At 71.5% G+C, this 24,956-nt stretch carries 21 protein-coding genes; 7 read left to right on the forward strand and 14 right to left on the reverse strand.

All coding sequences use genetic code 11. The features are described 5' to 3' along the window. Positions 1-120: 120 nt before the first annotated feature. Positions 121-2,745, reverse strand: a complete 2,625-nt coding sequence (gene rph / locus CGL27_RS07780; protein ID WP_119985511.1) for a rifamycin-inactivating phosphotransferase — start codon at positions 2,743-2,745, stop codon at positions 121-123. Positions 2,746-2,986: 241 nt separating this feature from the next. Between rph and CGL27_RS49870 the strand changes: the two genes are divergently transcribed. Then, a complete protein-coding gene (locus CGL27_RS49870) occupies positions 2,987-3,151 on the forward strand; it encodes a hypothetical protein (protein WP_162952906.1) in 165 nt (54 codons plus the stop codon). On the opposite strand, the gene CGL27_RS51605 is transcribed toward CGL27_RS49870, so the two are convergent. Further along, positions 3,139-3,354, reverse strand: coding sequence for a hypothetical protein (locus CGL27_RS51605; RefSeq protein WP_240450388.1), 216 nt, complete (start codon positions 3,352-3,354; stop codon positions 3,139-3,141). The two genes, CGL27_RS49870 and CGL27_RS51605, sit on opposite strands and share 13 nt — an antisense overlap. Before the next feature lie 476 nt (positions 3,355-3,830). Here CGL27_RS51605 and CGL27_RS07790 point away from each other — a divergent pair, with 476 nt between their 5' ends. Continuing rightward, entirely contained in the window at positions 3,831-5,351 is a 1,521-nt protein-coding gene (locus CGL27_RS07790; RefSeq protein WP_119985513.1) for an FAD-dependent monooxygenase, read from the forward strand. A 52-nt stretch (positions 5,352-5,403) separates the two neighbouring features. On the opposite strand, the gene CGL27_RS07795 is transcribed toward CGL27_RS07790, so the two are convergent. From CGL27_RS07795 to CGL27_RS07820, 6 genes are all read right to left on the reverse strand, one after another. Continuing rightward, entirely contained in the window at positions 5,404-6,567 is a 1,164-nt protein-coding gene (locus CGL27_RS07795) for an oxygenase MpaB family protein (protein ID WP_119985515.1), read from the reverse strand. Positions 6,568-6,650: 83 nt separating this feature from the next. After that, positions 6,651-7,718 (reverse strand): polyprenyl synthetase family protein, encoded by a 1,068-nt coding sequence (locus tag CGL27_RS07800; protein WP_119985517.1) that lies wholly within the window; start codon positions 7,716-7,718, stop codon positions 6,651-6,653. Next, positions 7,711-7,992 (reverse strand): polyprenyl synthetase, encoded by a 282-nt coding sequence (locus CGL27_RS07805; RefSeq protein WP_119985519.1) that lies wholly within the window; start codon positions 7,990-7,992, stop codon positions 7,711-7,713. Before CGL27_RS07805 ends, CGL27_RS07800 begins: the two co-directional genes overlap by 8 nt. Positions 7,993-8,164: 172 nt before the next feature. Then, complete coding sequence (locus tag CGL27_RS07810; RefSeq protein ID WP_078645155.1) at positions 8,165-8,566, reverse strand: PPOX class F420-dependent oxidoreductase; 402 nt, start codon at positions 8,564-8,566, stop codon at positions 8,165-8,167. 171 nt (positions 8,567-8,737) lie between these two features. Next, positions 8,738-10,201: a hypothetical protein gene (locus tag CGL27_RS07815; protein ID WP_119985521.1), complete on the reverse strand. Its 1,464-nt coding sequence runs from the start codon at positions 10,199-10,201 to the stop codon at positions 8,738-8,740. Between the two features lie 136 nt (positions 10,202-10,337). Further along, the gene (locus tag CGL27_RS07820; RefSeq protein ID WP_119985523.1) at positions 10,338-11,342 is read right to left on the reverse strand and encodes a LacI family DNA-binding transcriptional regulator; all 1,005 of its coding nucleotides are present in this window, start codon (positions 11,340-11,342) and stop codon (positions 10,338-10,340) included. 220 nt (positions 11,343-11,562) lie between these two features. On the opposite strand from CGL27_RS07820, the gene CGL27_RS07825 reads away from it, so the two are divergent. Together CGL27_RS07825 and CGL27_RS07830 are read left to right on the forward strand one after the other, a co-directional pair. Next, a complete protein-coding gene (locus CGL27_RS07825) occupies positions 11,563-14,538 on the forward strand; it encodes a CBM35 domain-containing protein (protein WP_119985525.1) in 2,976 nt (991 codons plus the stop codon). A gap of 11 nt (positions 14,539-14,549) precedes the next feature. After that, complete coding sequence (locus CGL27_RS07830; RefSeq protein WP_119985526.1) at positions 14,550-16,004, forward strand: glycoside hydrolase family 28 protein; 1,455 nt, start codon at positions 14,550-14,552, stop codon at positions 16,002-16,004. Positions 16,005-16,034: 30 nt separating this feature from the next. Here CGL27_RS07830 and CGL27_RS07835 read toward each other — a convergent pair whose 3' ends face one another. The 3 genes from CGL27_RS07835 to CGL27_RS07850 all read right to left on the reverse strand — a co-directional run bounded on the left by CGL27_RS07835 (position 16,035) and on the right by CGL27_RS07850 (position 19,049). Further along, on the reverse strand, positions 16,035-16,655 hold the full coding sequence (locus CGL27_RS07835) for an L-threonylcarbamoyladenylate synthase (protein ID WP_078645147.1): 621 nt from the start codon (positions 16,653-16,655) through the stop codon (positions 16,035-16,037). A 137-nt stretch (positions 16,656-16,792) separates the two neighbouring features. After that, entirely contained in the window at positions 16,793-17,815 is a 1,023-nt protein-coding gene (locus CGL27_RS07840; protein ID WP_240450389.1) for a threonine/serine dehydratase, read from the reverse strand. Positions 17,816-18,041: 226 nt separating this feature from the next. Then, the gene (locus CGL27_RS07850) at positions 18,042-19,049 is read right to left on the reverse strand and encodes a helix-turn-helix domain-containing protein (protein ID WP_107439435.1); all 1,008 of its coding nucleotides are present in this window, start codon (positions 19,047-19,049) and stop codon (positions 18,042-18,044) included. A gap of 283 nt (positions 19,050-19,332) precedes the next feature. On the opposite strand from CGL27_RS07850, the gene CGL27_RS07855 reads away from it, so the two are divergent. After that, entirely contained in the window at positions 19,333-20,262 is a 930-nt protein-coding gene (locus tag CGL27_RS07855) for an NADP-dependent oxidoreductase (RefSeq protein WP_119994287.1), read from the forward strand. Positions 20,263-20,447: 185 nt separating this feature from the next. Here the strand turns inward: CGL27_RS07855 and CGL27_RS07860 are convergent, their stop codons facing one another. After that, a complete protein-coding gene (locus CGL27_RS07860) occupies positions 20,448-21,395 on the reverse strand; it encodes an AraC family transcriptional regulator (RefSeq protein WP_119985530.1) in 948 nt (315 codons plus the stop codon). 82 nt (positions 21,396-21,477) lie between these two features. Here CGL27_RS07860 and CGL27_RS07865 point away from each other — a divergent pair, with 82 nt between their 5' ends. Together CGL27_RS07865 and CGL27_RS07870 are read left to right on the forward strand one after the other, a co-directional pair. Beyond that, positions 21,478-22,314: an NAD(P)H-binding protein gene (locus CGL27_RS07865; RefSeq protein ID WP_119985532.1), complete on the forward strand. Its 837-nt coding sequence runs from the start codon at positions 21,478-21,480 to the stop codon at positions 22,312-22,314. A 132-nt stretch (positions 22,315-22,446) separates the two neighbouring features. After that, a complete protein-coding gene (locus CGL27_RS07870; protein ID WP_119985533.1) occupies positions 22,447-22,875 on the forward strand; it encodes a pyridoxamine 5'-phosphate oxidase family protein in 429 nt (142 codons plus the stop codon). 38 nt (positions 22,876-22,913) lie between these two features. Here CGL27_RS07870 and CGL27_RS07875 read toward each other — a convergent pair whose 3' ends face one another. Together CGL27_RS07875 and CGL27_RS07880 are read right to left on the reverse strand one after the other, a co-directional pair. Next, positions 22,914-23,999 carry a D-2-hydroxyacid dehydrogenase gene (locus tag CGL27_RS07875; protein ID WP_119985535.1) on the reverse strand — a complete coding sequence of 362 codons (1,086 nt, stop codon included), beginning with the start codon at positions 23,997-23,999 and terminating at the stop codon, positions 22,914-22,916. Between the two features lie 14 nt (positions 24,000-24,013). After that, positions 24,014-24,658 (reverse strand): RraA family protein, encoded by a 645-nt coding sequence (locus CGL27_RS07880; RefSeq protein WP_119985537.1) that lies wholly within the window; start codon positions 24,656-24,658, stop codon positions 24,014-24,016. Positions 24,659-24,956: the final 298 nt, after the last annotated feature.

Consider the following 24,956-nt stretch of genomic DNA (forward strand, 5'->3'; position numbering starts at 1 on the left):
CTTGTCCCGCCACGCCCCCAATTCGCTGTACGGGGCGGCGGTCATGTGGATGGAGACCCACTACACGCCGTTCAGCGATCTGCTCCACACGCTGCGGACGGGCGAGCCCGCCGCGGCGCACTACCTCGGCAAGCCCAGGATCTCGACGTACCCGTCGGTGCCGTGCACGCGGATCCGCTGTCCGTCCCGGATCAGCCGGGTGGCCCGCTCCACGCCCACGACGGCCGGCAAGCCGTACTCCCGGGCGATCACCGCGCCATGGGTCATCAGGCCGCCCACCTCCGTCACCAGGCCCGCGATTCCGACGAACAGCGGCGACCAGCTCGGATCCGTGAAGGCCGTGACCAGGATGTCGCCCGCTTCGAGATCGGCCTGCGCCATGTCAAGGATGACGCGGGCCCGTCCCTCGATGGTCCCGGCGGAAACCGGCAGGCCGATCAGGGCGCCGGCCGGCGCGTCGTCGCGCCGGTACGCCCCAGTGAGGGCCTCACCATCCGAGGTGAGCACCCGGGGCGGGGTGAGCGCGTGGTACGACCGGAAGGCGTCCTTGCGCTGCTGGATGAGCTGGTCATCCACCTGGTGCGAGCGCACGACGTCGTGGAGTTCCTGGAACGTGAGGTAGAAGATGTCCTCCTGCTCAGGGAGCACGCCTGCCTGCACAAGGCGCTCGGCCTCCGCCAGCAGGGCCCGCTTGTAGACGAAGTAGCGGCTGATGATGCCGTACTTCGGGTACTCCCGGTACCCGATGAAGGTTCGGACCCGGTCGATCATCCTCTTGGTCTCGTCGGCCTTCCGGTCCCCGTCCGGCAGGGCCCGCAAGCGGGACAGCACGTCCTGTTCCTTCTGCCGCGCCTTCTGCCGCCCTTGCTCGAAGCGCCGCTCGGCGGCGCCCGGCTCGAAGTTCCTGACGTTGTCGAGGATCACGGGCACGAGTGTGGTGGGGCGCTCGCGCCACCGTGGTCTCGTGATGTCGATCTCGCCGACGCAGCGCATGCCGTACCGGTCGAGGTAGGACTCGATGGCGTCGCGCGTTTCGGTCCCGCCCGCGAGCTTCGCCAGCTCGTCCAGGAAGGCTGCGTCCTCGGCGTACTCGATGTCCTCGACACCCCGCAGGAACGCCACCACCTCCGGATGCGGGCGGATCACGTCCGCGACGTCGAGCAGCGCCAGTCCCATCTCCGACGTGACATTGTCGGGGGCGGACAGTGTGAGCGTGTCAGCCGCGTTCTTCTCGCCCAGCCACTCCCGCAGCGTGTCGTTGAGCCACCACGTGGCCTCCATCCCCGCCATGATCGCCTGCATGCTCAGCGGATCGGTGAGGACGCGCTTGTGCTCCTCGAAGGTCTCCAGCAGGAAGTCGAACAGCGCCGGTCCGGTCCTCGTCCTGATGTCGCGCTCCAGGGCGGCGATGGACGTCCGGCTGCGCTCGATCAGCTCGGTGACGATGGCCGGATCGGTCGCGATCGGGGCGGACGCGCCACGCGCCGGGGGCCCGCCGGGACCCGCGTCCGGGAGCGACGGGATGAAATCGCCGCGTTCGAGGACGGTCTCCAGAGCGTCCCTGATCAGCGGATCGCCTCTCCCTACGACGTCCAGGAGGGCGGCGCGGCTCGCGGGCGAGACCAGGCGCCGGGTGGCGTCGACGAACAGCCTTCCGCCGGCCTCGTGCATCGGCGCCATGGCCGTGAGCTGCCACACGGAGATCCCCAGGGGCCTCATGGGGTCGGTCATCATCTGCTGATGGCCCACGGAGAGGTAGACGTGATTCTCCTGGTCGCCGGTTTCGGGGATGGGGAACAGGGTCGTGATCGGCCGGCTCTGCACGATCTGGAAGCCATCGTCGGCCAGGCACCATTCGATGTCCTGCGGACGGCCGAAGTGCGCTTCGATCCGCCGCCCGAGTTCCACGAGCCGTACGGCCTGCGCGTCCGTCAGCGCCGGCTGCTCCTGCCGCCGCGAGTCGATCGCCACTTCCCGCGTACCGCCGGCGGGCAGGGCGTGAACGGCACGCTGTTTGGCGGCGATCGTCTTGGCGACGACTTCGCCCTGTCGCACCGTGAAGACGTCCGGGTTCACCAGACCGGAGACCAGGGCCTCACCGAGCCCGAAACCGGCGTCCACGGTGGCGACCTTCCGGTTGCCCGTGACGGGGTCGGCCGTGAACAGGATGCCGGCCGCATGCGGGAAGACCATCTGCTGCACGACCACGGCCATGTGGACCGTACGGTGGTCGATGCCGCCGCGCCGGCGGTAGGTCACGGCCCGCTCGGTGAACAGCGAGGCCCAGCACCGGCTGATGTGCTGGAGGATCGCCGTCGGCCCCACGACGTTCAGGTACGTGTCCTGCTGGCCGGCGAAGGAGGCCGTCGGCAGGTCCTCCGCCGTCGCGCTGGATCGGACGGCGTAGGCGGCTTGTTCGCCGAGCCGGGCGAGCGCGCGGGTGATCGCCGCCGCGAGATCGCCCGGGATGGCGATCCCTTCGATGGTCCGACGCATCCGCGCGCTGAGCGTGCGGATCGCCTCCCGGTCGTCCGGGTTCACGCGCGACAGCTGATCGAGGTGATCGTCGATCGACGGCGCTTCCGCCATGATCCGCCGGAAGGCGTCCGTCGTCACGCAGAAGCCGCCCGGCACCCGGATGCCCTCGATCCGCGACAGCCCGCCCAGGTGCGCGCCCTTGCCGCCGACGACCGCGGCCTGCGTCTCGGCAACCTCTTGAAGATCCAATACGTACTGCTCACTCATCGCGAGACCTCCGAGGCAACCGTGCTCCATCGCACCGCGGGCCGGTCCCACCACTGGTCCGACGTCATCGCGTCCCCCATACATCGACAACAACACACGTACGTCGTGCCCCCATTTCCGCAGGTTGTGGCATCGGCCGACGATTCTGCGCGGTGACCCGGGGCTTGCGGCAAGCCCCCCGGCGCGCTATACGCTGAAAGTGGCAAGGAGAGAGTGTTTCTCCTTGCCTTTGCCTTTGCCTTTGCCGTACCCGGTCCACGGTCAAGCGGTCGGCACCGGGCACACCTACGGCAACCACTTCGTCTCCGTCATCACGATCAAGGACCGTAAGATCGCGCACTGGCGCGACTACCTCGCCCCCGTCGCCGTGTTCGACGCCGTCGGCCGGCCCCCTCACCGCGAGTGAGAGTCGGAAGGTGCGGCGCCGTCCGCCGCGGGGGGCGCCGCATGGCGCAACCGCGCCGGATCGGCACGGGTCAGGGCCGTGGGCGCGGCCAACTGCCGACCGGTCTCGTACGCCTCGGCGAAGCGCTCGTCGCCGAGCGCGGCCCGGCCGCGGCTGGTCAGCGTACGGACCTGCGGATCGCTCGGCCGACTCGACCAGCTCACGCGCCCGGTCCAGGTCAACGATCCGCACCCACAGGCCGGCCTCCCGCGCGTCGAGGAGAATCGCCATCTCGGGCGACGCCGAGCGCAGCGCGCGCTCCCGGGTCGCGGCGATCATCCTGGTCGCCCGCGAGGTCTCACCGAGCCGCACGTGCAGATCGATCCATCGCAGGTCGATGAAGATCTCGTCGCTGAGGCTGAGCGACCCGAACTCAGCGCCTGACGTTCGCCGTCCACGTCCGTACCGGATGGCGCGGCGAGCGCGACCGTGATCACGGCGGCGTACGGCCATCCGCCCATCCCCGGCACGCCGCCATCAGCAGCCTGCCGGGGCCCGTACGCAGCGCTGAGACGGTGCGGGACGGCACCAGCGTCAGCGCCACGTGCCCCCACGTCAGCGCCGTGTGTGCCCCGTGTGAGCGGCCCGCGTCAGTCTTCCCGTGCCTGAAGACCACAGGCTTCGGAAGGGGAGTTTTGTCGTGCATGACGTAGTGATCGTGGGCGCCGGCCCGGTCGGTCTGTTCCTCGCCTGCGAACTCGGCCTCGCGGGCTGCTCGGTCCTGGTGCTCGAACGGGAGCCGGAGCCCCGCTCCCCGTGGCGGGCGGAGCCGCTCGGGATGCGGGGCCTGTCCGCCGCCTCGGTCGAGGCGTTCTACCGCCGCGGGATGCTGCACCCGCTGCTGACGGCCTCGGGCGTCCACGACGATCCCGACACGGACGCCGACACCGACGAGCCGTCACCCCCGCGCACCGCGGGCCACTTCGCCGGCATGATGCTCGATCCGGCCAATGTCGACGTCGCCGCCCTGCCGTTCCGGCTTCCCAGCCCGGCACCGGAGGGCATCCTGACACACCTCGAAGCGGTCGAGGCGGTGCTGTCCGAGCGGGCGTCCAAGCTCGGCGTGGAAATCAGGCGCGGCGTCACGGTCTCAGCCATCGCCCAGGACGAGGAGAGCGTGGTCGCGCAAGCGGGCGAGCACGCGTACCCGGCGCGGTGGCTCGTCGGCTGCGATGGCGGACGCAGTGCGGTGCGCGGGCTCGCGGGCTTCGACTTCGTCGGCAGCGAGCCGCAGTTCACCGGCTACACCCTGCACGCCACCATCGCCGATCCCGAGAAGCTGCGCCCCGGGTTCAATCTGACGCCGAGCGGCATGTACGTCCGGATGCCCGCGGAAGGGCATATCGGCATGATGGACTTCGACGGTGGCGCGTTCGACCGCTCGCAGCCGCCGACGCGCGACCATCTCCAGACGGTGCTGCGCCGAGTGTCCGGCACCGACGTGACACTGAGCGCCATCCATCTCGCCTCGACTTTCACCGATCGGGCGATGCAGACGACGACCTACCGGGCGGGACGCGTCCTGCTCGCGGGCGACGCCGCTCATATCCACTCCCCCCTCGGCGGGCAGGGACTCAACACCGGCATCGGCGACGCCATGAACCTGGGATGGAAGCTCGCGGCCACCGTGCACGGGCACGCGCCGGACGGGCTCCTCGACACCTACACCCGCGAGCGCCATCCGATCGGCGCGGCGGTACTCGACTGGTCGCGCGCCCAGGTGGCGGCCATGCGGCCGGACGCGCATGGCCAGGCGATCCAAGCCGTGGTCCGCGACCTGATCGGGACCCGTGACGGAACGACCTACGTGTTCCAGAAGGTGTCGGGATCGTCGATCCGCTACGACCTCGGCGGCGAGCATCCACTGGTCGGCCGCAACGCCCCGGACCTTCGCCTTCAGGACGGCACGCGCCTCGGCGACCTGATGCGGGACGGACAAGGCATCGTGCTCGATTTCAGCGTCGACCGACGCCTGCACGGTTCAGCGATGCGCTGGGAGAGCCGGATACGGTACGCGGCCGGGCCGGCGAGAAACGACCTCGGATCAGGCGCCGTGCTCGTCCGGCCGGACGGCGTCGTCGCCTGGGCAGGTGATCGCCACCCCGACCGTGAGGCGTTCGAGCGGGCCGCGGTCCCATGGTTCGGCAGCCCGGTGGCTTGATGCGGCTGCCCCGCTCCCTTCTCACTGTGCCGTCGAAGATGGCGTGCGCGGGTCACTGGGAGACGGTGGCGGCAGGCGGGGTCCACCGGTGAGTGCGGGGCACCGTGCCGGGGATGCCGTAGTCCTTCCTGAGCTGTTCGGGGATGGCGTAGTGCATCACGCGTCCGCGGGTGAGGGAGGACAGTTCGAGGATGGTGGTGAGGTGGCCGAGGCGGTCCAGCGCCCAGGCCCCGAGCGGGGAGCGGTCCTCGATGGTCTCCAGTACGCCGAGGAGGTGGGGCACGGCCTTGACGACGGTGTCCCACGGGGTGCGCGGCACCTGGAGCCAGTCGGCGCAGGTGTCCCCGACAAGGTGGCGGATGAGCGCGGAGACGATCGGGTCGAAGAAGGTCCCGGGCACGACCTGCTCGTAGAGCTCGATGAGCTGCCGGGTCAGGTGCGCGCCTTCCTCGGACGGCCCCATGTGCCGGACCATGTACAGGTCGAGGAACCGGCGGGCGTCGTCGAGGGTCGTGGGGACGGCGTCCTGGTCGACGCCGAGCATGGCACCGACCACGCGCCAGGCGTAGTAGTACGCCTCCGCGCCGTCCGTCGACATGTGGATGCCGAGGCGGTGCAGGCTGTCCAGAACCAGCAGGGAGAAGAACATCTGCCCGCCGATCATGTCCTCCTGGCAGATCGGCGTCCCGAGTGCCTCGGTGTCCCAGCGGTTCTCCCGCCTCAGGTGGTGGCGGATGGAGGCGTGCAGCAGGCGGACCTTCTGGGCGGCGGGGATGAAGCGGCTGCCGGCCTCGAAGGCGCCGGGCTGCATCAGGTAGACGGTGAACTGGCCGGTCTCCGCCATCCGTCTGGCGGGGTACTTCAGCCCGTGGGTGGCCGACAGGAGTTTCGCCACCCGCGGGACGACGTAGCACGCGGGCATGGAGGCGAAGGACAGCGCGGTGGAGATGTGCACGTTGTTGTCGATGAAGAACAGCCGGGCCTTCTCCATCTCCCCCCAGTCCACCCAGGAGGGCGGGGCGCTGGTGGCCCGGAGGTACTCCCGGGCGACATCGGGCAGCCCGTCCGGCAAGGGAGCGCCGACGCTGGAGACATAGCGCATCAGGGTGTTGAACGTGCCCACCTCCCCGCGCTCGAAGAGGGCGGCGACGGTGGCGTCGGCGAGTTCGTCACCGGCCTGCCGCAGGGCGTCCATCGATGCCTCGGTGTAGGTCATGACAGGACTCCTTGTCATTCACGGGTCGTCCACGACGGGCGGGGCGGCGGCCGAGACGGCACGAACTCCCGCCTGTGCGGGGGTCAGGACAGGCGGACCGCCGCCGAACGCGCCAGCGCGGTCAGGGCAGCGGCGGCGGGCGGGGGTGCGTCCAGCTCGTGCAGAGCGTCGAGGGCCTCCTCGACCCGCGCGGAGATCATGGCCTCGATACGGTCCGGGGCCTTCAGCCGGCACATCACCTCGCGGACCGCGTCCAGACCGGCCGCGTCCAGATCGCGTCGGCCGAGGAGGGCGCTCAGCCGCTCCCGCTCGTCGTCACCGGCGATGCGCCAGGTCTCCGCCAGCAGGGCCGTGGGCCGGTGGCCGCGCACATCGTCGGCGTTGGCCTTGCCGGTGCGTTCCGGGTCCCCGAACAGGCCGAGCAGGTCGTCCCGGAGCTGGAACGCCTCGCCCAGCGGCAGCCCGTACGCGGAGTAGCCCTCGCGCAGCCGCTCACCGGCCCCGGCCAGGGCTCCGCCGATCAGCAGGGGCTGCTCGACGGTGTACTTGGCGGTCTTGTACCGGATGACCTTCAGCGATGCCGTGGTGTCCGGATCGGCCCCGGTACACAGGATCTCCAGGCACTCCCCCGCGATCAGCTCCCGGGCCAGCACCGACCACAGCGGGCGGGCCCGTGCCAGGTACGCGGCGGGCAGACCGCTGGTGGCGAACATCTGCCCGGCCAGCGACATCAGCAGATCCCCCACCAGCATCGCCAGCGACCTGGCGGCGGCCACCGCACGCGGGCGACGGCGTACGGCACCGCGCAGGGCGATATGCGCCGTGGGCCGGCCATGCCGCAGCGGACTGTCGTCGATGAGATCGTCATGCACCACCGCGGCGGCATGCACCAGCTCCATCGAGGCCGCCGCCCGCACGAGCGCATCGCTGTCCGGCTGCCCCACCGCGCGCCAGCCCCAGTAGCAGAACGCCGCCCGCAGCCGCTTGCCGTCCGCGACCGCCGCCTCCAACTGCCCGGCCACCGGGCCCAGGACGGGATCGATCGCCGACAACTGCTCGGCTTCCTGGGCGACGAAGCGGTGCAGCACCTCGTCGACGCGGGTCTTGAACGCGGCCGGCCCCCACCGGTCGGACCCCCACCGGTCAGACATCGCCGGTGGCCCGCCGAGCCAGCGCGTGCCGGGCGAGAATCTCCAGGTGGGCCGGGGGGACGGCCGCGGTACGCCGGTCCAGCACCAGGCGCCCGCGTGCCATCAGATCGTGCTCGGCCTCCGCCGCCAGCTCCGAGGCGTCCGAGCGGCGCAGCAACCCCCGCGCCGTCCCCAGCACCGAACCCAGCGTGCTCACCGCCAGATCGGCCAGCCCGGCCGCCAGCAGCACCGCCCGCTCGTCCAGTCCCCCGCGTCGTCTCGCGCCTTGCACCATCCCATCCCCCACCCTCAGCACGTCCGGGCGGCGCCGGTCATACGCCGTGCTGGTCAGCGTGGCATCGCACCGGGCATATGAAGGGAACAACTCACGATCGAGTGATGACATCGCTCGCGTGTACGGGTTGCTCTTCCCGCGGGGGACGGGCGACCACGGCCCAGCGGACCCCCTAGCCTCGGGGGCTGCTGATCCGTTCAGGCTGGATCACATAGATCACCCGGACTTGATCGCGGCCGCCGAACCAGGGATAGGGCCCCCCGAGGTACTTCTGCGCGAGCGCCTCGATGTGGTCGGCCGCTCCCTCGGTGGTCACCCGCACCACACGGCCACGGATCTGGACATAGGAGGAGGGCTGCGAGGGGTCGGCGACCGCGACGGCCACCCGCGGGTCGCGCGCGATGTTCCGGGTCTTCTGATGCGACTCGACACTGTTGATCAGGACGTGCTCGCCATCGGTGTCGACCCAGGTCTGGGTGAGCTGGGGCGAGCCGTCGGGCATCGTGGTGGCGAGGTAGCAGGTGCTGGGGCGGCGCAGCAGCGCCAGCACGTCCTCGCCGAGGGGTACGGGCACGGGATCCTCCAGGGGGCGGTTCGGTGGGGTGCTGGGGCCACGGTAACCACGGCGGGGAGCCCGGTCCTCCCCGCCCCCGAGCTGCGGCTCCCCGAAGCACCTGAGCGGCGTCGGGGCCGGGGTCGGGACCGGGACCGGCCGCAGGCGGCCGACCCCGGTGGGCGGGGCCCGTCAGGGGGCGATCCCCACACCGTCGATCCGGCTCCACGCCCGCTCCTGTGCCGCGGTCATGGCGGGCCAGCCGAGCCCGCCCGGTCGGGGACGGACCCGCGAGGCGTAGGGCGAGGGGTGGAAGGCGGAGTCGTAGAAGCAACCGCTGCCGTAGATGTCGTCGAAGGCGCCGCAGGAGGCCGCGATCGAGGACGGGGTCGGCTTACGGCCGGAGCGCACCCAAGTGTCGAGCGTCGAGAGGGAGTTGGCGTATTCGGAGTCGCTCAGCGCACTGTGCTCGGTCTCCTTCGTGAACGTCTGGACGAGGTTTCCGCCCCGGCCGGCACCCAGGAGAGTGGCGCGGTAGGCCGCCTCGTGCTCCACGAAGGCCGTCGGGTCGTCGATCGCGTGCAGGGTGAGGACCGGAAGGGAAACCCTGCCGGTGAGATCGCTGTCGTAGGAGAGGTCACGGCGGGCGGTGGGATCGGCCGAGAACCGCTCGACACCCGCGTTGAGCGCCTTGTCGTCGTGTGAACCCGAATACCACACACCCCGGTTGCCGAACGGGTTACGGCCGCCGAGCCGGTTCCACACGATGTCCCGGAAGGTGAAGGTCGAGAACTGCAGATGCGATTCGAGTGAGCGCTCCGGGACGCGGGTGACGGCGAGGATGTCGTCGAGGTTGCGCTGCTGCGCCGCGGTCCGGTCCGCGGGGTCGGACGCGTAGCCGGTGCACTCCTGCAGGCGGGCGCGGAGCCCGGCGTTCGTCAGGGTGGAGTCCGGGCGCAGCCCCTGCCACAGGGGGTATTGCGGCTCGGTCGGCCGGGGGTGGTTGTGGCAGTAGTACTGGTAGACCACCCGCAGGTCGACGCGGTAGTCGTAGCCGCGCGAGCCACCGCCGAGGACACCGCTGGTCAGCAGTGCCCCGTCGTAGGCCCCGGGCCGTGCGCCGTAGGTCTCCGCGACCTTCGCGGCGACGTCGCCACCCCAGGACTGGCCGTGGATGTAGGTCCGCTTCGGTTTGCCGAACCGTGCGAGGAACAGGCGGCGTACGTTCTCGGTGTCGGCGGCGGCCATCCGGGTTCCGTAGCCACCGCGGCGGTAGGAGGAGCCGGCCCAGGCATATCCCTGGTCGACCATCACCGCCCAGCGCTCCAGGTCGTCGGTGCTGCGGGACGGGTCGGAGGAGTCGCCGAGATCGGGCCCGCCGTGTGCGTGCACGACGAGGGACCCGTTCCAGTGCGTGGGCACCGCGATCGTGTAGTACGCCCCGTTGGTGTCCTGGCCGGTGTAGCACTTCGCCTTCCCGGCCAGCTTGGGCGGGCAGGTGGCAGCCGCGGGCTGGGTGGTCTGGGCGTGGCCGGTGGGTGCGTTGCCGAGCGTGCCGAGGGACACGGCCGCGAGCACGGCCGCCAGTACCGCTGGACGGCGTCGGCGGTGGGAGGCCCACCAGGAGACATGCGTGGGCGCGTCAGATGTGTTCAAGGAGTGGCTCCTATCGTGCTCCGCGCGAAGCTGCGCTGCGCACGGGGATGCTAGGAACCGCCGGGGGCGAGCGCCATCCCGTCGATCATTGCGTTCATATTGTTCGCCGGGAGCGCCGACGGCGGCTGCGGGGCGGTCAGGAGGACGCGCGGACCACGAGGTGTGGCTGGATCACCGTCTCGTCCGTTGCGGCGCCGGTCATCAGTGCGGCGACCTGCCGTACCGCGGCCCGGCCGAGGAGTTCCTTGTCGACCGTCAGGGTGGTCAGCGGCGGGTCCACGAGCCGGCTCAGCGTCAGCCCGTCGCAGCCGACGAACGCGCAGTCCTCCGGCACCCGTACCCCGCGGTCGCGGGCGCGGCGCATGGCACCGATGGCGATCAGGTCGTTGTACGCGAGCACGGCCGTCGCGCCGAAGCCGGTGTCCAGCACGTCGTCCATGGCCGCCGCCCCGCCGACGAGGGAGTTGGCCGCCGGGAACACCCAGCTCTCGTCCGCGGGCAGCCCCAGTTCGGCGGCCGTCCCCAGGAACAGCGAGTGCCGGGTGCCGCGGTCGCCCGCGTCCGGGCGCCCCCGGTCGTCGAGCATCGCGATCCGGCGGTGGCCGCGCTCGACGAGGTGGCCGACCACCTGGCGCATCCCGCTGGCGAAGTCGATCCGGCCCCCGCTCACCGCCGGTGGCCGGTGCTCGTTGTCCAGCAGGACGAAGGGCATCCCGGAGCGCCGGATGAGCTCGATGGCGCCGGGGTCCAGCAGAAAGGCGATACACGCGTCCACGTGGTTCACCACGGTCTCCGCCACCGCGGTCTCGCGTTCCAGGGCGGATCCGGTGCTGTAGACGGCGACCTGCCAGCCGCGCTCGTCGGCCGCCGCCAGCACACCGGAGACCACCTCGGGAAAGAACGGGTTGAGCACGTCCGCGATGACCAGCCCCAGCGTGGTGAGCCGCGGGCCGACCATGCCACGGGCGAACCGGCTGGGCCGGTATCCCATGGACTGGGCCACCAGGAGCACCCGCTGCCGGGTGGCGGGGTCGATCTCCGGTTTGTCGTTGACCGCGCGGGACACGGTCTGCCGGGACACCCCGGCCGAGCGCGCCACGTCGTCGATGGTGATCCGGCGCGGCCTGCCGTTCGCGGGCATGGCCCCCACCCCTCTCCCTCACCCGCGGACGTGGCACTCGGGCGCGCTCATGGATGCGGTCCCCGATCCACTCCCGCCTTGATAATCACCGCGGCGACGACGGGCGTCAACGGATCGCCACCGCATAACACCCCACCGCCGCACACATATTGACACGGCGGCCGGGTGGGCCGGACAGTGCTTCGTGAACGCTCACGGGAACGTTCACGGAGGACAGGATATGCCCACGCCGAGGATCCCGCTCCGCCCCTTCCACATCTCTGCCGCCCGCACCACACATGCCACCCGCTCGCGGTGGCGCGCTGTGTGCGCGGCGGTCGTACTCGCCCTGGCCATCGGCCTCCTCGCCGCCCCCGCCAAGGCCGAGGTCCACCACCCCCGGCAGGAGTGGCTGCGTCAGTCCACTGCCGGGCTCTTCCTGCACTGGGGCATGTTCACCCACCCCCAGCACCGCGACTGCGCCGAGTGGGAGCGCGATGTCACCGAGGGCGGCTGGAGCGCCGACTACTGGGTGGACGAGGCCCGCAAGCTCGGCGCCTCGTACATCGTGCTGGCCACCTTCCACAGCAGGCTGGGCTACGCCCGCCCCTGGCCCTCGAAGATTCCGGGAAGCTGCGCCACCGAGCGCGATCTGCTCGGTGAGTTGGTGGCCGCCGGTAAGGCCAAGGGCGTGCGCATCGTCCTCTACATGACCGACGACCCGCAGTGGCACAACGCGGACGGCGTCGAGACGCTGGATTCGGCCGCCTACTCGGCGTACAAGGGCGAGCAGGTCGACCTCACCACGCGCCAAGGCTTCGGCAGGTACAGCTACGACCTGTTCCTCGAGGCCATGGAGAAGTACCCGGACCTGTCGGGGTTCTGGATCGACAACGACAACGAGTACTGGGAGGAGCACGGCCTCTACGAGAAGATCCGCGAGCGCCGGCCCGACTGGCTGCTGAGCAACAACAACGAAGACACGCCGATCATGGACACGGTCAGCAATGAGCAGAAGACCGGCATGACCCCGGCGTACGACTACCCCGCCGCCGTGAGCGTTCCCATGCCCCGGCTGACCGAGGCCGACTACAAGCTGCCGACCACCGGTGACTGGTGGTACGACGGCGGTGACCACGAGGTCGACGCCCGGCTCAGCACCGGCCGTTACATCACCAACGCGGGCTCCTCCATCAAGTCGCTCATGGCCGAGACACCCATGGTGAACGGCCAACTCCCGCCCCAGCAGGAGGAGTTCAACGACTTCATGGGCAAGTGGGTGGAGCCCATCAAGGAGTCGGTGTACGGCGTCGAGGGCGGCGGCTATATGTACGGCGGCATGCGGCCCGGGTTCTGGAACGACGGCGCCCACGGCGTGGTCACCGTGGGCCGGGGCGAGGACGGCGACCGCACCCAGTACGTCCACGTGGTCACCCCGCCCCGCACCGACATGGTGCGGCTGGGCGACAACGGCTACACCGTGCGCCGGGTCACCAACCTCCGCACCGGTCAGAAGATGCGCTTCAGCCAGTCCGGCGGCCATCTGTCCATCCTCGGCATCCACGACTGGGATCCGTACGACACCGTCTTCAAGGTCGAGACCGACGGCCACCGGCCCTTCTACCCGCAGTCCGGTGTCGGCGCCACCGCCACCTCGGCGCGGACCGGCCACCCGGCGGCCGACCTGGCCGACGGCGACTACGAGACCTACTGGGACAGCGACGGCAAGCTGCCCGTCTCCGTCACCCTCGACCTCGGCGCGCGCAAGCACACCACGGCGCTGGCGGTGAACCAGCGCGAGTGGTCGCCGACGCACGCCCGGTCCTCCTTCGGGCGCCCCGAGGACTCCGCGCGCATCAAGGACTACCGCGTCTACGCCAGCGGCGACGGCAAGCGCTGGACACAGGTGCGCTCCGGCGCCCTGCCCAGCGCCCGCGGGGTGCAGACCATCGACATCGGTGGCCGCGACGCCCGCTATCTGAAGCTGGAGGTGCGCAGCCTGTGGGGCGGCCCGCAGGCACCGGAGTTCTACAACCAGCTGCGCGTCGACGAGATCCAGGTGGCCTACGGCCGCTCGAAGACCACCCGCACCCAGCTGCCGCTGGAGGCCGAGGCCCGGCAGAACGCGTCGTCGGGCGCGGTCCACTCGGTGGCCTGCGGCGCCTGCTCGGGCGGCCGGCGCGTGGACGGCCTCGGCGGCGGGGCGCGCGACTCCGTGACGTACCGCGAGGTCCGCGCCCCCGAAAGCGGCGACTACCGGCTCCAGTTGGACCACACCGCGAAGGCAGCCACCTCGCTGTCCGTGAGCGTCAACGGCGCGGCACCGGTCGAGGTCCCCGTCGTCGCGGGCAGCCCCGGGGTGCCGGAGAGCACCGCGGTGTCCGTGCCGCTCAAGGCGGGCGCCAACACGGTGAAGGTCTTCAGCACCGCCCGCCGCGGCCCCGGGCTGGACCGGATCGCGGTCGCCCCGCTGCCCCCGGTCTCGTACACGCCCAAGACCACGCTCACCGTCCGGCCCCACGGTCTGCAGTGGGTCGGGCCCGGCCGGCGGTCCCTCACCGTCACGGCGACCCTCCGGCTCGACGCCGACGAGCAGCTCGACGGCATCAGCCTCGCCCCCCGGCTGCCGGCCGGCTGGACCGCGGACGGCGGCCCGGTCACGGCCCGGTCGCTGCGGCTCGGCCAGACGGTGCGGGGCACCTGGACCCTCGCCTCCCCGCCCGGCCAGGACGCCGGTTCGGCCGACATCCCCGTCACGGCGGACTTCGGGCTGCTCGGCCGGCCGAAGTCGGTCTCGGACCAGGTCAAGGTGCGGCCACTGCCCGCCGACCGGATCTGGGCACGCGAGGCGGAGGACTCGGCCAACCAGTTCGGCAGCACCGGCCTCACCGGCTGCGGACCCTGCTCCGGGGCGGAGAAGGTGCGCAACATCGGGGGCAGCGAGCAGGCGGCCATGGTCTTCCCCGATGTCGTCGTCCCCGACGGCGGGCAGCACACGCTCCACCTCGACTACACGGTCAACGGCACCCGCTCGTTCCAGGTGAGCGTCAACGGCGGCCCGGCGACCAAGGTGACCGTGACCGACACCGGGAACACCACCCCGCGCACGACCTCCATCCCGGTCACCCTCAAATCCGGCGCCAACACCATCAAGATCTCCAACGACACCGAGTCCGCCCCCGACCTCGACCGGCTCTCCATCGGCCGGACCACCTGAGGAGCCAGGCGATGCATCCGAGACCTTCCCGCCGCTCGGCGCTGCGCACCGGCGGTCTGCTGGCGGCAGGCGCGCTGCTCCCCCAGCTCCCCGCGGGGCAGGCGTACGCGGCCACGTCGCACACCGGCGCGGCCACCGACTACACCGGGGCGTGGCGCGCGGTGCCGGGGATCCTGGACCGGATCAGGCCGCCCGCCTTCCCCCGCCGGAGCTTCCGGATCACCGACCACGGCGCGGTCGGCGACGGGCGGACGATGAACACCGCGGCGTTCCGGGCCGCCATCGCCGCCTGCCACCGCGCGGGCGGCGGCCGGGTCGTCGTCCCCGAGGGCCGTTTCCTCACCGGCGCGATCCAGCTGCGCAGCCGGGTGAATCTGCATGTCACCGCGGGCGCCACCATCGCCTTCAGCCCCGATCCGCGCGACTTCCTGCCGGTGGTGCTCACCCGCTGGGAGGGCACCGAGTGCTACAACTACTCGCCCTTCATCTACGCGTACGGCGCGCGGGACGTCGCGGTCACCGGGCCCGGCATCCTCGACGGGCAGGCGCGGCTCGGCCCGTGGGAGAGCTGGTACCGCGACAGCGGACCGCAGGGGGCCGATCAGAAGCTGCTGCGCGAGATGGGCTCCACGGGAGCGCCGGTGGCCAGGCGCGTCTTCGGCGACGGCCACTATCTGCGGCCGAAGATGGTGCAGTTCTACCGCTGCCGCAATGTCCTGGTCAGCGACCTGACCATCGTCGACCCGCCGATGTGGACCGTGCATCCGGTGCTCTCCAGCAACGTCACCGTGCGCGGTGTCACCGTGGACAGCACGCTCTACAACACCGATGGCTGCGACCCGGAGTGCTGCTCGGATGTGCTCATCACCGACTGCCGCTTCAACACCAACGACGACTGCGTGGCCGTCAAGTCCGGCCGGGACGAGGACGGCCACCGCGTCGGCGTACCGAGCAGGAACATCGTCGTACGCGACTGCCAGTTCTCCGGCCGCTGGGGCGGGATGACCGTCGGCAGCGAGATGTCCGGCGGGGTGCGCGACATCTTCGCCGAGAACTGCGAGATCAACCCACCGAACTTCCCCGGCCGCTACCCCGTCAAGCACGCGCTGTACGTCAAGGCGAACAAGAAGCGCGGCGGCTTCATCGACGGTGTGCACATCCGGAACTTCACCGGACAGGACGTGGAGCGCGACATCGCGTTCGTGACCACGGCCTACAACGGCGGCGAGGACGGGACCCTGCCGGTGTCCGTGCGGAACATCCATATGGACCGCATGGCGATCGACGGCGCCCAGACCGTGCTGCGGCTGGTCGGCCTGGACACCGACCATCTGCGCGGTGTGCACCTCTCCCGCTCCGCCTTCACCGGCATCCTCAACCCCGACAGCATCGCCTACACCGACGACCTGACCTTCCGGCGGGTCATCGTCAACGGCCAGGAGGTGCCACCCCGGCCACACCCCTGATCGGCGCGCGGCCGGGGGCCTGCTGCGCGGCTACTCGAACCGTGCCGTGTCCCCCGCCCCCCGGCGTACGATCTCGGCCTCGCCGCTGGAGAAGTCGATGACCGTGGTCGGCTCGGTGCCGCAGTCCCCCGAGTCGACCACGGCGTCCACCACATGGTCGAGCCGTTCCTTGATCTCCCAGCCCTGTGTCATCGGCTCGTCCTCGTCGGGGAGCAGCAGGGTGCTGGAGAGCAGTGGCTCACCGAGCTCGGCGAGCAGGGCCTGGGTGACGACATGGTCGGGGATCCGGACGCCGACCGTCTTCTTCTTCGGGTGCGGAAGCTGACGCGGTACGTCCTTCGTCGCCGGGAGGATGAAGGTGTAACTGCCGGGCGTCGCCGCTTTGATCGCGCGGAACACGTCCTTGTCGATGTGCACGAACTGGCCGAGCTGCGCGAAGTTCTGGCACATCAGGGTGAAGTGGTGACGGTCGTCGAGGTTGCGAATCGACCGGATCTGATTAATTCCGTCACGATTGCCCATCTGGCATCCCAGCGCGAAGCAGGAGTCCGTCGGATAGGCGACCAGCCCACCCGAGCGGATCCTGTCGGCCACATTGCTGATGGTGCGCTGCTGAGGGTTATCGGGATGCACATCGAAATACTTCGCCATCCACCGAGCCTACGTGCACCGACGGCCGGCCTCGACCTCGGTGGCCTGATCGGCGGCGTCGCGATGGCCGGGCGGCGCGTCACATCGGCCAGAGGTGTTCCCCGCCGAGGGGACGCAGTACTCCTCGGCGGGGCGGTTCAGTCCGCCAGGGCCCGGCGGTAGACCGCTGGATCGACGTTGCCGCCCGACGCCACGAGCGCCACGGTCCTGCCCCGTACGTCCACCTTCCCGGACAGCAGTGCAGCCAGGGACGCGGCGGCCCCCGGCTCCACCACGATCTTGAGGAGCCGGTGGGCCGTGCCCATGGCGGCCAGGGCCTCCTCGTCGGTGACGGTCAGGCCGGTCACATCGTGGTGGCGGAGGACGGCCAGCGGGCGCGCACCGGCCGCCGGGCCGGAGATGGCGTCCATGAGGCCGCCGGGCGGGTGGGGGTTGGCGCATACGCGGCCGGTCGCCAGGGACCGGGCCATCTTGTCGAAGCCTGCCGGTTCGACGATGTGGTTCACCATCCCGGGGAACGCGTGATGGAGCGCGCTGATCACACCGGAGGCCAGCCCGCCGCCACTGCAGTTCACCAGGACCGCGTCCGGGGTCAGGCCCAGCTCGCGCGCCTGCTCGGCCATCTCCAGGCCGACGGTGCCCTGCCCGGCCATGACCCTGACGTCGTCGAAGGGCGGGATCAGCGTCATGCCGCGGTCCTGAAGGATCTTCCGGGCGACCTCTTCCCGGTCCTCGGTCCGCGGGTCGTACAGGACCGTCTCGGCGCCCCACCAGCGGCAGTTGTCGACCTTGATGCGCGGGGCGTCATGCGGCATGACGATGACCGCGGGGCAACCGGCGAGCCGTGCCGCCGCGGCCACGCCCTGCCCGTGGTTGCCGGCGGAGTAGGCCACGATCCCCGCGCGGCGCGCCTCCTCGTCCAGGGCGAGCAGGGCGTTGAGCGCCCCGCGCACCTTGAACGAGCCGGTGAGCTGGAGGCATTCGGCCTTGACCAGGACGCGGGCGCCGACGAGCTCGTCCAGCATCGGGGAGGTGAGCAGAGGTGTCCGGACCACCTGACCGGACAGGCGCCGCGCGGCCTCGTGGATGGCGTCCATGCCGAAGCCGGGCACGATGCCGTCCGCGACGGCCGCCGCGTTCACTTCCGGTGGCTCGGGCATACGCGGCCCCCGCTCCCCGGGTCGGTCGTGGATCTCGGACAACGTTGGGTGTCCTCTCGTGTGGTGGGGGCGGGGTCCCGCATCGGCAGGGTACGCGCGTTGTTCCTTGCGCCGGTGTCGTCAGGGTGCGAACGCGCGGCGCACGGTGGCGGCCAGGCTGTCGCGGTGGCGCTGCTGGTCGGTGGCGGGATCGGCCGTTGTCGCGGCGTAGGTGAGGCTGGCCCTCTCAGCCCCCGGCCCGTGACGCTTCCCTGACGCCGCCCGCGGCCGGACCCGAGGCGCGGAAGGTGCGCCGGTAGGCCGACGGGGCCACCCCCGCCTCCGCCGCCAGGTGCCGCCGCAGCGAGGTGGCGGTGGCGAAGCCGACCTCGTGGGCGACCCGTTCCACCGGCAAATCGCTGGACTCCAGCAGATGCCGTGCCCGCCGCAGCCGCTGCTGGGTCAGCCATCGGCCGGGGCTCAGACCGGTCTCCTCCCGGAAGCGCCGGGCGAAGGTACGGGTGCTCATCGCCGCATGCGCGGCCAGTTCGTCCAGCGACAGCGGCAGTTCCAGCCGCCGCAGCGCCCAGTCGCGGGTCGGCCCGGTGCCGGTTTCGCTCACCGGCGGCAGCGGCCGCTCGATGTACTGCGCCTGCCCGCCGTCCCGGTACGGCGGCACGACACAGCAACGGGCGACGTGGTTGGCCACCTCGCTGCCGTGATCCTGGCGCACCAGGTGCAGGCAGACGTCGACACCGCTCGCCGCCCCCGCGGAGGTCAGCACATCACCGTGGTCGACGAAGAGCACACCGGCATCCAGTTCGACCCGGGGAAACAGCTCCTGGAAGTGGTCGGTGAGCGCCCAGTGGGTGGTGGCCCGGCGCCCGTCCAGGAGACCGGCGGCCGCCAGCAGGAAGGCGCCCGTACAGATGGACACCAGCCGGGTGCCGGGGCGGACGCGGGAGAGGGCGGCGAGGACCTGCGGGTCCGGGGCGGCGGCCGAGGCGCGGGTGATCGCGTACGGAGGGATGACCACGGTGTCCGCCTCGGCCAGCACCTCGGGACCGTGCCCGGGGGTGACGGTCAGGTCCGAGTCGGTACGTACGGGCTGCCCGTCCACGCTCGCGGACAGCACCTCGTAGCGGCCATCGGCGGAGCCCAGGACCCGGTGCGGGATGCCGAGTTCGAAGGGATAGACGCCGTCGAGGGCAAGGACGACGACCTTGTGGGCGCCGGGCCGCGGGTCCGGGCGCATCCGGCGGTCCAGTTCGGCCGCGCGGTCGGCGAGTTCACGGGCCCGGGAGGGCACGGCGGACGCGGGGCGGGCGGTGGGACTGGTGCGGGCGCCGGGAACGGAGCGGGCGGCAGGGTCGATGGGCATGGCAGAAATGTATCGGAGGCTGACCTTCTGGCCATCGTCCCGGACTGGGCCGTACGGCCAGGATCGAGCCATGACTTCGACGGACACCCCTTCGAGGGACGCCCCCGAGAACCTCGACTCCCCGGCCCCGGCAGCCGCCCCGGACCGCGCCCCCGTGATGCTCGCCCTGCACCAGACGGCCCTCGGCGGCCCCGAGGTCCTGCGGCTGACCGAGCTGCCGCGCCCCGCGCCCGGCCCCGGAGAGATCCTCGTCGCCGTGCACGCGGCCGGACTCAACCCCACGGACTTCAAGCACCGCGCCCTGAGCATCTTCCTGCCGCCCCCGCCGCTGACCCTCGGCTGGGACGTCTCCGGCACCGTGGTGGAGACCGGTTTCGGTGTCACCCTCTTCCAGCCCGGTGACGAGGTGTTCGGCATGCTGCCCTACCCGTACGGGGCGGGCTCCCACGCCGAGTACGTGACCGGCCCCACCCGTGCCTTCGCCGCCAAGCCCGCCGGGATCGACCACGTCCAGGCGGCCGCTCTGCCGCTGGCCGCGCTCACCGCCTGGCAGGCCCTCGTCGACACCGCGGACCTGCGGGCCGGGCAGCGGGTGCTGATCCACGCCGCGGCCGGGGGTGTCGGCCATCTCGCCGTACAGCTCGCCAAGGAGCGCGGCGCGCACGTCACCGGGACGGCGAGCGCCCCCAAGCACGACTTCCTGCGCGAACTCGGCGCGGATGCCTGCGTCGACCACCGCTCGGAGGACTTCACCGACACCGAGGAACGCTATGACGTCGTCCTCGACGCCGTCGGCGGGGAGACCGCCACCCGCTCCGTGAGCGTGCTCCGCCCCGGCGGCGTCCTCGTCTCCCTGCTGCCGGGCGCCCAGGACACCCGGGCCGCGGCGGAGAAGGCACAGGTCCGCGCCGTCACCCTGCTCGTCGAGCACGACCGGGCCGGGATGCGCGCCATCGCCGAGCTCGTCGACCGGGGCAGGCTCCGCGCCCATGTCTCCGGCACCTTCCCGCTCGCCGAGGGCGCCCGGGCCCATGTCCAGGGGGAGACCGGCCGCACCACGGGCAAGCTGGTCATCACCGTGCGCTGAGGCGGGTTGGTTCGGGGCCGTCCCGGGCCACGGCACAGGACGGCCCTTGGGCCACCGCGCCCGAAGGGCCACTGCGTCCGAACGTGCTCTACCGCATCGCCCGCAGTACGAGGGTCTGATGTGCTCCGCTGCCGCACCTGGTCAGCCTGCGGCTGCGAGGGGGCGTCGGGTTGACTTGCCCCTGTTCAGGCGTCAGTGGTCGCGGTGCGCCGGAATTCGCTGGGGTTGGCGCCTCGGACCCGTTTGAACGCCGCGCTGAACCCGAACGGGTCGGAGTAGCCCACGGTGCGGGCGATGTCCGCGATGGTCGCGGCCTTCTGCTCGACCAGGAGGTCTGCCGCGAGCGTCATGCGCCAGCGGGTGAGGTAGGTCAGCGGGGGTTCGCCGACCAGGTCGGCGAACCGCTTGGCCAGCGTCGAACGCGACACTCCGGTGTGCTCGGCCAGGGCGGCGACCGTCCATGGTGCCGCCGGTTCGGCGTGCAGCAGGCGCAGCGCGTCGCCGACCACCGGGTCCCGCTGGGCGGCCCACCAGGCCGGGGGCTCGCCGCCGGGCCGGTCGAACCACTCGCGCAGCGTGCAGACCATCATCCAGTCCAGCAGCCGGTCGAGTACGACCTGCTGGCCCGGTGTGTCGACGGCGACCTCGGCGGCGAGGTGGTCCAGCACGGGGTCGGCCGTGCCCCCGGCGTCCACACGCAGTACGACGGGCAGCGCGTCCAGCAGCCGGCGGCTGATCTCGCCGCGTACGGGATAGGCGCCGACGATCAGGGTCGTGGCACCGGGGCCGTCACCGGTGTCCTCGCCCGGGTCGTTCCAGCCGCGCCGGTGCCGGGTCCCGCCCTCCTCGGGCGTCGCGCAGTGCTCGCCGCATGCGATCGGTTCGGCCCGGGTGCCGACCTCGTCGACGAAGGTGAACGTGGCGGGGCCGCGCACGACGATCGCCTCGCGGGCACGCAGCGGCTCGGGCGGACCGTGCTCCGGCACGATCCAGCCCGCCCCGGTGAGGACGGTGCACAGGGTCAGCGGCGCACCGTCCACGAAGTGCAGGGCCCAGGGCGGGGACAGGGTCGAGCTGCCGAACAACGAGCCATGGGCTCGCACCCCGCGGATCAGGTCACTGAAGGCGTCCACCTCAGCGATTTTAGACGCATACACAGGTGATCCGGCTTCTTGCCTATGGGTTCGTCCGAGTCGGCCGTGTTCAATCGGTCTCATGAGCAACGACACCACTCTCGTCCTCGGCGCGACCGGCAAGACGGGTCGACGGATCCTCGCCCGGTTGCGGCTGCACGGCACACCGGTACGGGCCGCCTCCCGATCGAGCCGGACCCGGTTCGACTGGTCCGACCCCGGCGGCTGGGACGCGGCCCTGCGAGGCATCGCCGTCGCCTATGTAGTGGCCCCGCGCGTGCCGGGCCCGGTACACGAGTTCGTGGCCCGGGCCGAGGCCGCCGGAGTGCGGCGGCTGGTTCTGCTCTCCGGGCGCGGCTCCGACACCTGGGGCGACTCCACGTTCGGCCTTGACATGCGCTCGGCCGAGGACGCCGTACGCGGCTCGGCGCTGGAGTGGACCGTCCTGCGGCCGTCGAACTTCGCGCAGAACTTCGACGAGGATGTCTTCCAGGCCCCGCTGGTCGCCGGGGAGCTGGCGCTCCCGGCCGGCACGGTCCCCGAGCCGTTCATCGACGCGGAGGACGTCGCCGACGCCGCGGCCGCGGTGTTGACCGAGACCGACCGGCACGCCGGACGGATCTACGAGCTGACCGGACCACGCGCGCTCACCTTCGGTGAGGCCGTCGAGCTGATCTCCCGGGCGTCCGGGCGGCCCCTCGCCTACCGGCAGGTCTCCCCCGCCGAGTACACCGCGGCGCTGGTCGAGGAGGGCGTGGGCGAGGAGGACGCCCACCACGTCGCCGAGATGTTCGTGATGATGGAACGCGGGCTGCTGGCCGGGACGACGGATGACCTCGCCACCGTGCTGGGACGGGCGCCCCGGACCTTTGAGGACTACGTCGTGCGGGCCGCGGCGGCGGGAGCCTGGGGGCGATGACCGCCCGGCGGCGGCCGAGCCGCCTGGCCATCGCCCGGCCGTCGCCCGTCCGCAAAACACCCGTTCCGAACGAGCCGACGCCTCGTTCAACGACCTCGAAACCATTCCCCCTCACCCATCGGAAGGGCTGTGATGAGCACCGACGCCACGTCGCTGACCACCCAGGACCTCGAGTTCCTCCGGCGCCCCCTGTACGGGTTTCTGTCCGTGGCCGGTGGGCCGCTTCCGCCACAGCCCCGGCCGGTGTGGTTCGAGGCCACCGCCGAGGGCACGATCCAGCTCTTCACGGGTCCGGACACGCTCAAAGTGCGGCGTCTACGCCGCGACCCCCGCGCCTCGATCGTGGTCGCCGCCCCGGTGGGTGAACGCGAGCGCTGGCTGTCGGTCGCCGGCCGCACCACGGTGGAACCCGACGGAGCACACGACCTGGCCGCCCGGCTGGCCGCGCGCTACTGGGACCTCGACGACCCGGCCCGCGCCGACGACCTCGCCGGGATCCTGGCCGAGGACTCGGTCCGTCTCGTCATCCGCCCGGAGACCGTGCGCCGCTACGCGTTCTGACCTCCGCGACAAGCCCTTCGAGCGCGCCGCCGTCCCGGTCAGTAGAACTCGACGGTGTTCACCCGGTTGACCAGCTCATGCCCGTCGAGGAGCCGGGTGGCGTTGGCGGCGAAGAGTTCGGCGATGCGGCGGTCCTCCGCCGCGTCGAGCGCGGCGGTGTGCGGGCTCACCAGCACACGGTCGTGGTCCCAGAGCGGACTGTGCGCGGGCAGCGGCTCGGTCTCGAAGACGTCCAGCGCGGCGAAGCCGACCCGGCCGGAGTCGAGCGCGCCGATCAGCGCGGCCTCGTCGACGACGCTTCCGCGGCCGACGTTCACGAGACAGGCGCCGGGCCGAAGGGCGCCGAAGAATCGTTCGCCGAGGAGGTGCTCGGTGGCCTCGGTGCCGGGGAGGGTGTTCACGACGGCGTCCACGGTGGGAGCCACTTCGGTGATGCGGTCGGGGTGCACCACGGTGGAGACGCCGGTGACGGTGACGTCCCTCCTGCTCGTGCCGATGACGGTGGCCCCCAGCGCGTGGAGGGTCTCGACGACGACCCGGCCGATCCCGCCGAGGCCGAGGACCAGCACCGTCTGCTGGTTCACCTGTCCCATCGTCCAGCGGCCGGTCCACTCCCGGTCGCGCTGCTGGCGCCGCAGTCGGGGAAGGTCCTTGGCTCCCGCGAGGACGCCGAAGACGGCGAACTCGGCGAGCGGGCGTCCGTGCACACCGGCCGAGGTGGTGAACAGGACCCGGTCGAGCTCTTCGGTGCTCAGCTCGGCGGCCTTGACCTGGCCGCCGCCGCCCGCGGCCATCGTGTGCACCCAGCGCAGGCGCGGGTTGGCCCGGACCGCCCGCGCCAGGGCGGCCGGGTCCAGGTCGGGGACGCCGTACAGGGCGTCGGCCGAGTCGATCGCGGCCTCGTAGGCGCGCTGCTGCTGGGGGCCGCGCCGCCAGGCCGGGTCGCCGGCGAAGTCGGCGGGCCAGCGCATGGGCGGGAGGAGGGAGTGGTCGACGACGAGGTCGATCCGCGGCTCCAACTCCCGGATGCGGGCGCAGTTTTCCTCGGACAGCGGGGCGGCGACCGCCACGCGGAGGCGATCGGCCACGCGGTCCCGGCCGGTCACCTGATCCTGACCCGTCATCTCGTCCTTTCCGCTCATCGGACGGCCTTGGCCTGGTTCCGCAGCGTTTCGACCTCGGCATCCAGCGCCGCCTCGCGGGCGACGATCTCCTCGACCGCCCTCAGCGCCTCATCGGCCCGGTGCGGCGGGATGACGATGACGCCGTCCCCGTCGGCGGCGACGATGTCTCCGGGGTTCACCACGACACCGCCGATGGCGACCGGTTCGCCGATCGTACCCGGGCCGTTCTTGAACGGACCGGCGGGGGTGAGCCCGCGGGCGAAGACCGGGACCCCGAGTTCTTCGATGATCGCGGCGTCGCGCACATATCCGTCGACCACCGCCCCCGCGGCACCGTAGACGGCGAAGCGCTGGGCGAGGTTGTCGCCGATGATGGCGCGGCCGTCGTGGCCGAAGGCGTTGATGACCAGGATGTCACCGGGGCGGATGTGCTCGAGCGCCGCGATCACGGCCTTGTTGTCGCCCGCGACGGTGAGAACCGGGAGCGCCGTGCCGACGGCTCTGGCCCCGTTCCAGATGGGCGCGATGCCACCGTCGACGATGTTCAGCCGGTCGAGGGCATCGCCGAGGTTGGCCACGGAGTGGGCGCGGAACTGATCCAGCACCTGTTCGTCGACGCGTTCCCACGCGCTGCTCACGCGCACGTTGTCCTGGGTCATCGCAGGCTCCTTCACCGGGTCCGGTTCCGCCGGGCGGGGCGGTGGCGGGCGTCATGGGTTCACCACGCCCCAACAAGAAAGTGCGAAAGGTTTCGCGTTTCGCGAGAGTCAGTCTGCATCCATCCGTGGCGCAGGACAAGGGGTGCCCAGCCCGCGAGATCGACCCCTTCGGGACAGGCCACACCCCGGCGACACCATCGAAAGCACCGCCAAATCACCCAACGAACCCTGGAGTCCAAGGCGGAAGCACGATGGAAGCGAAAGGTTAACGAAGGGGCAACACACATCCTTGACCGCC

The organism is Streptomyces sp. 11-1-2 (genome assembly GCF_003595545.1).
GTDB lineage: Bacteria > Actinomycetota > Actinomycetes > Streptomycetales > Streptomycetaceae > Streptomyces > Streptomyces hygroscopicus_B.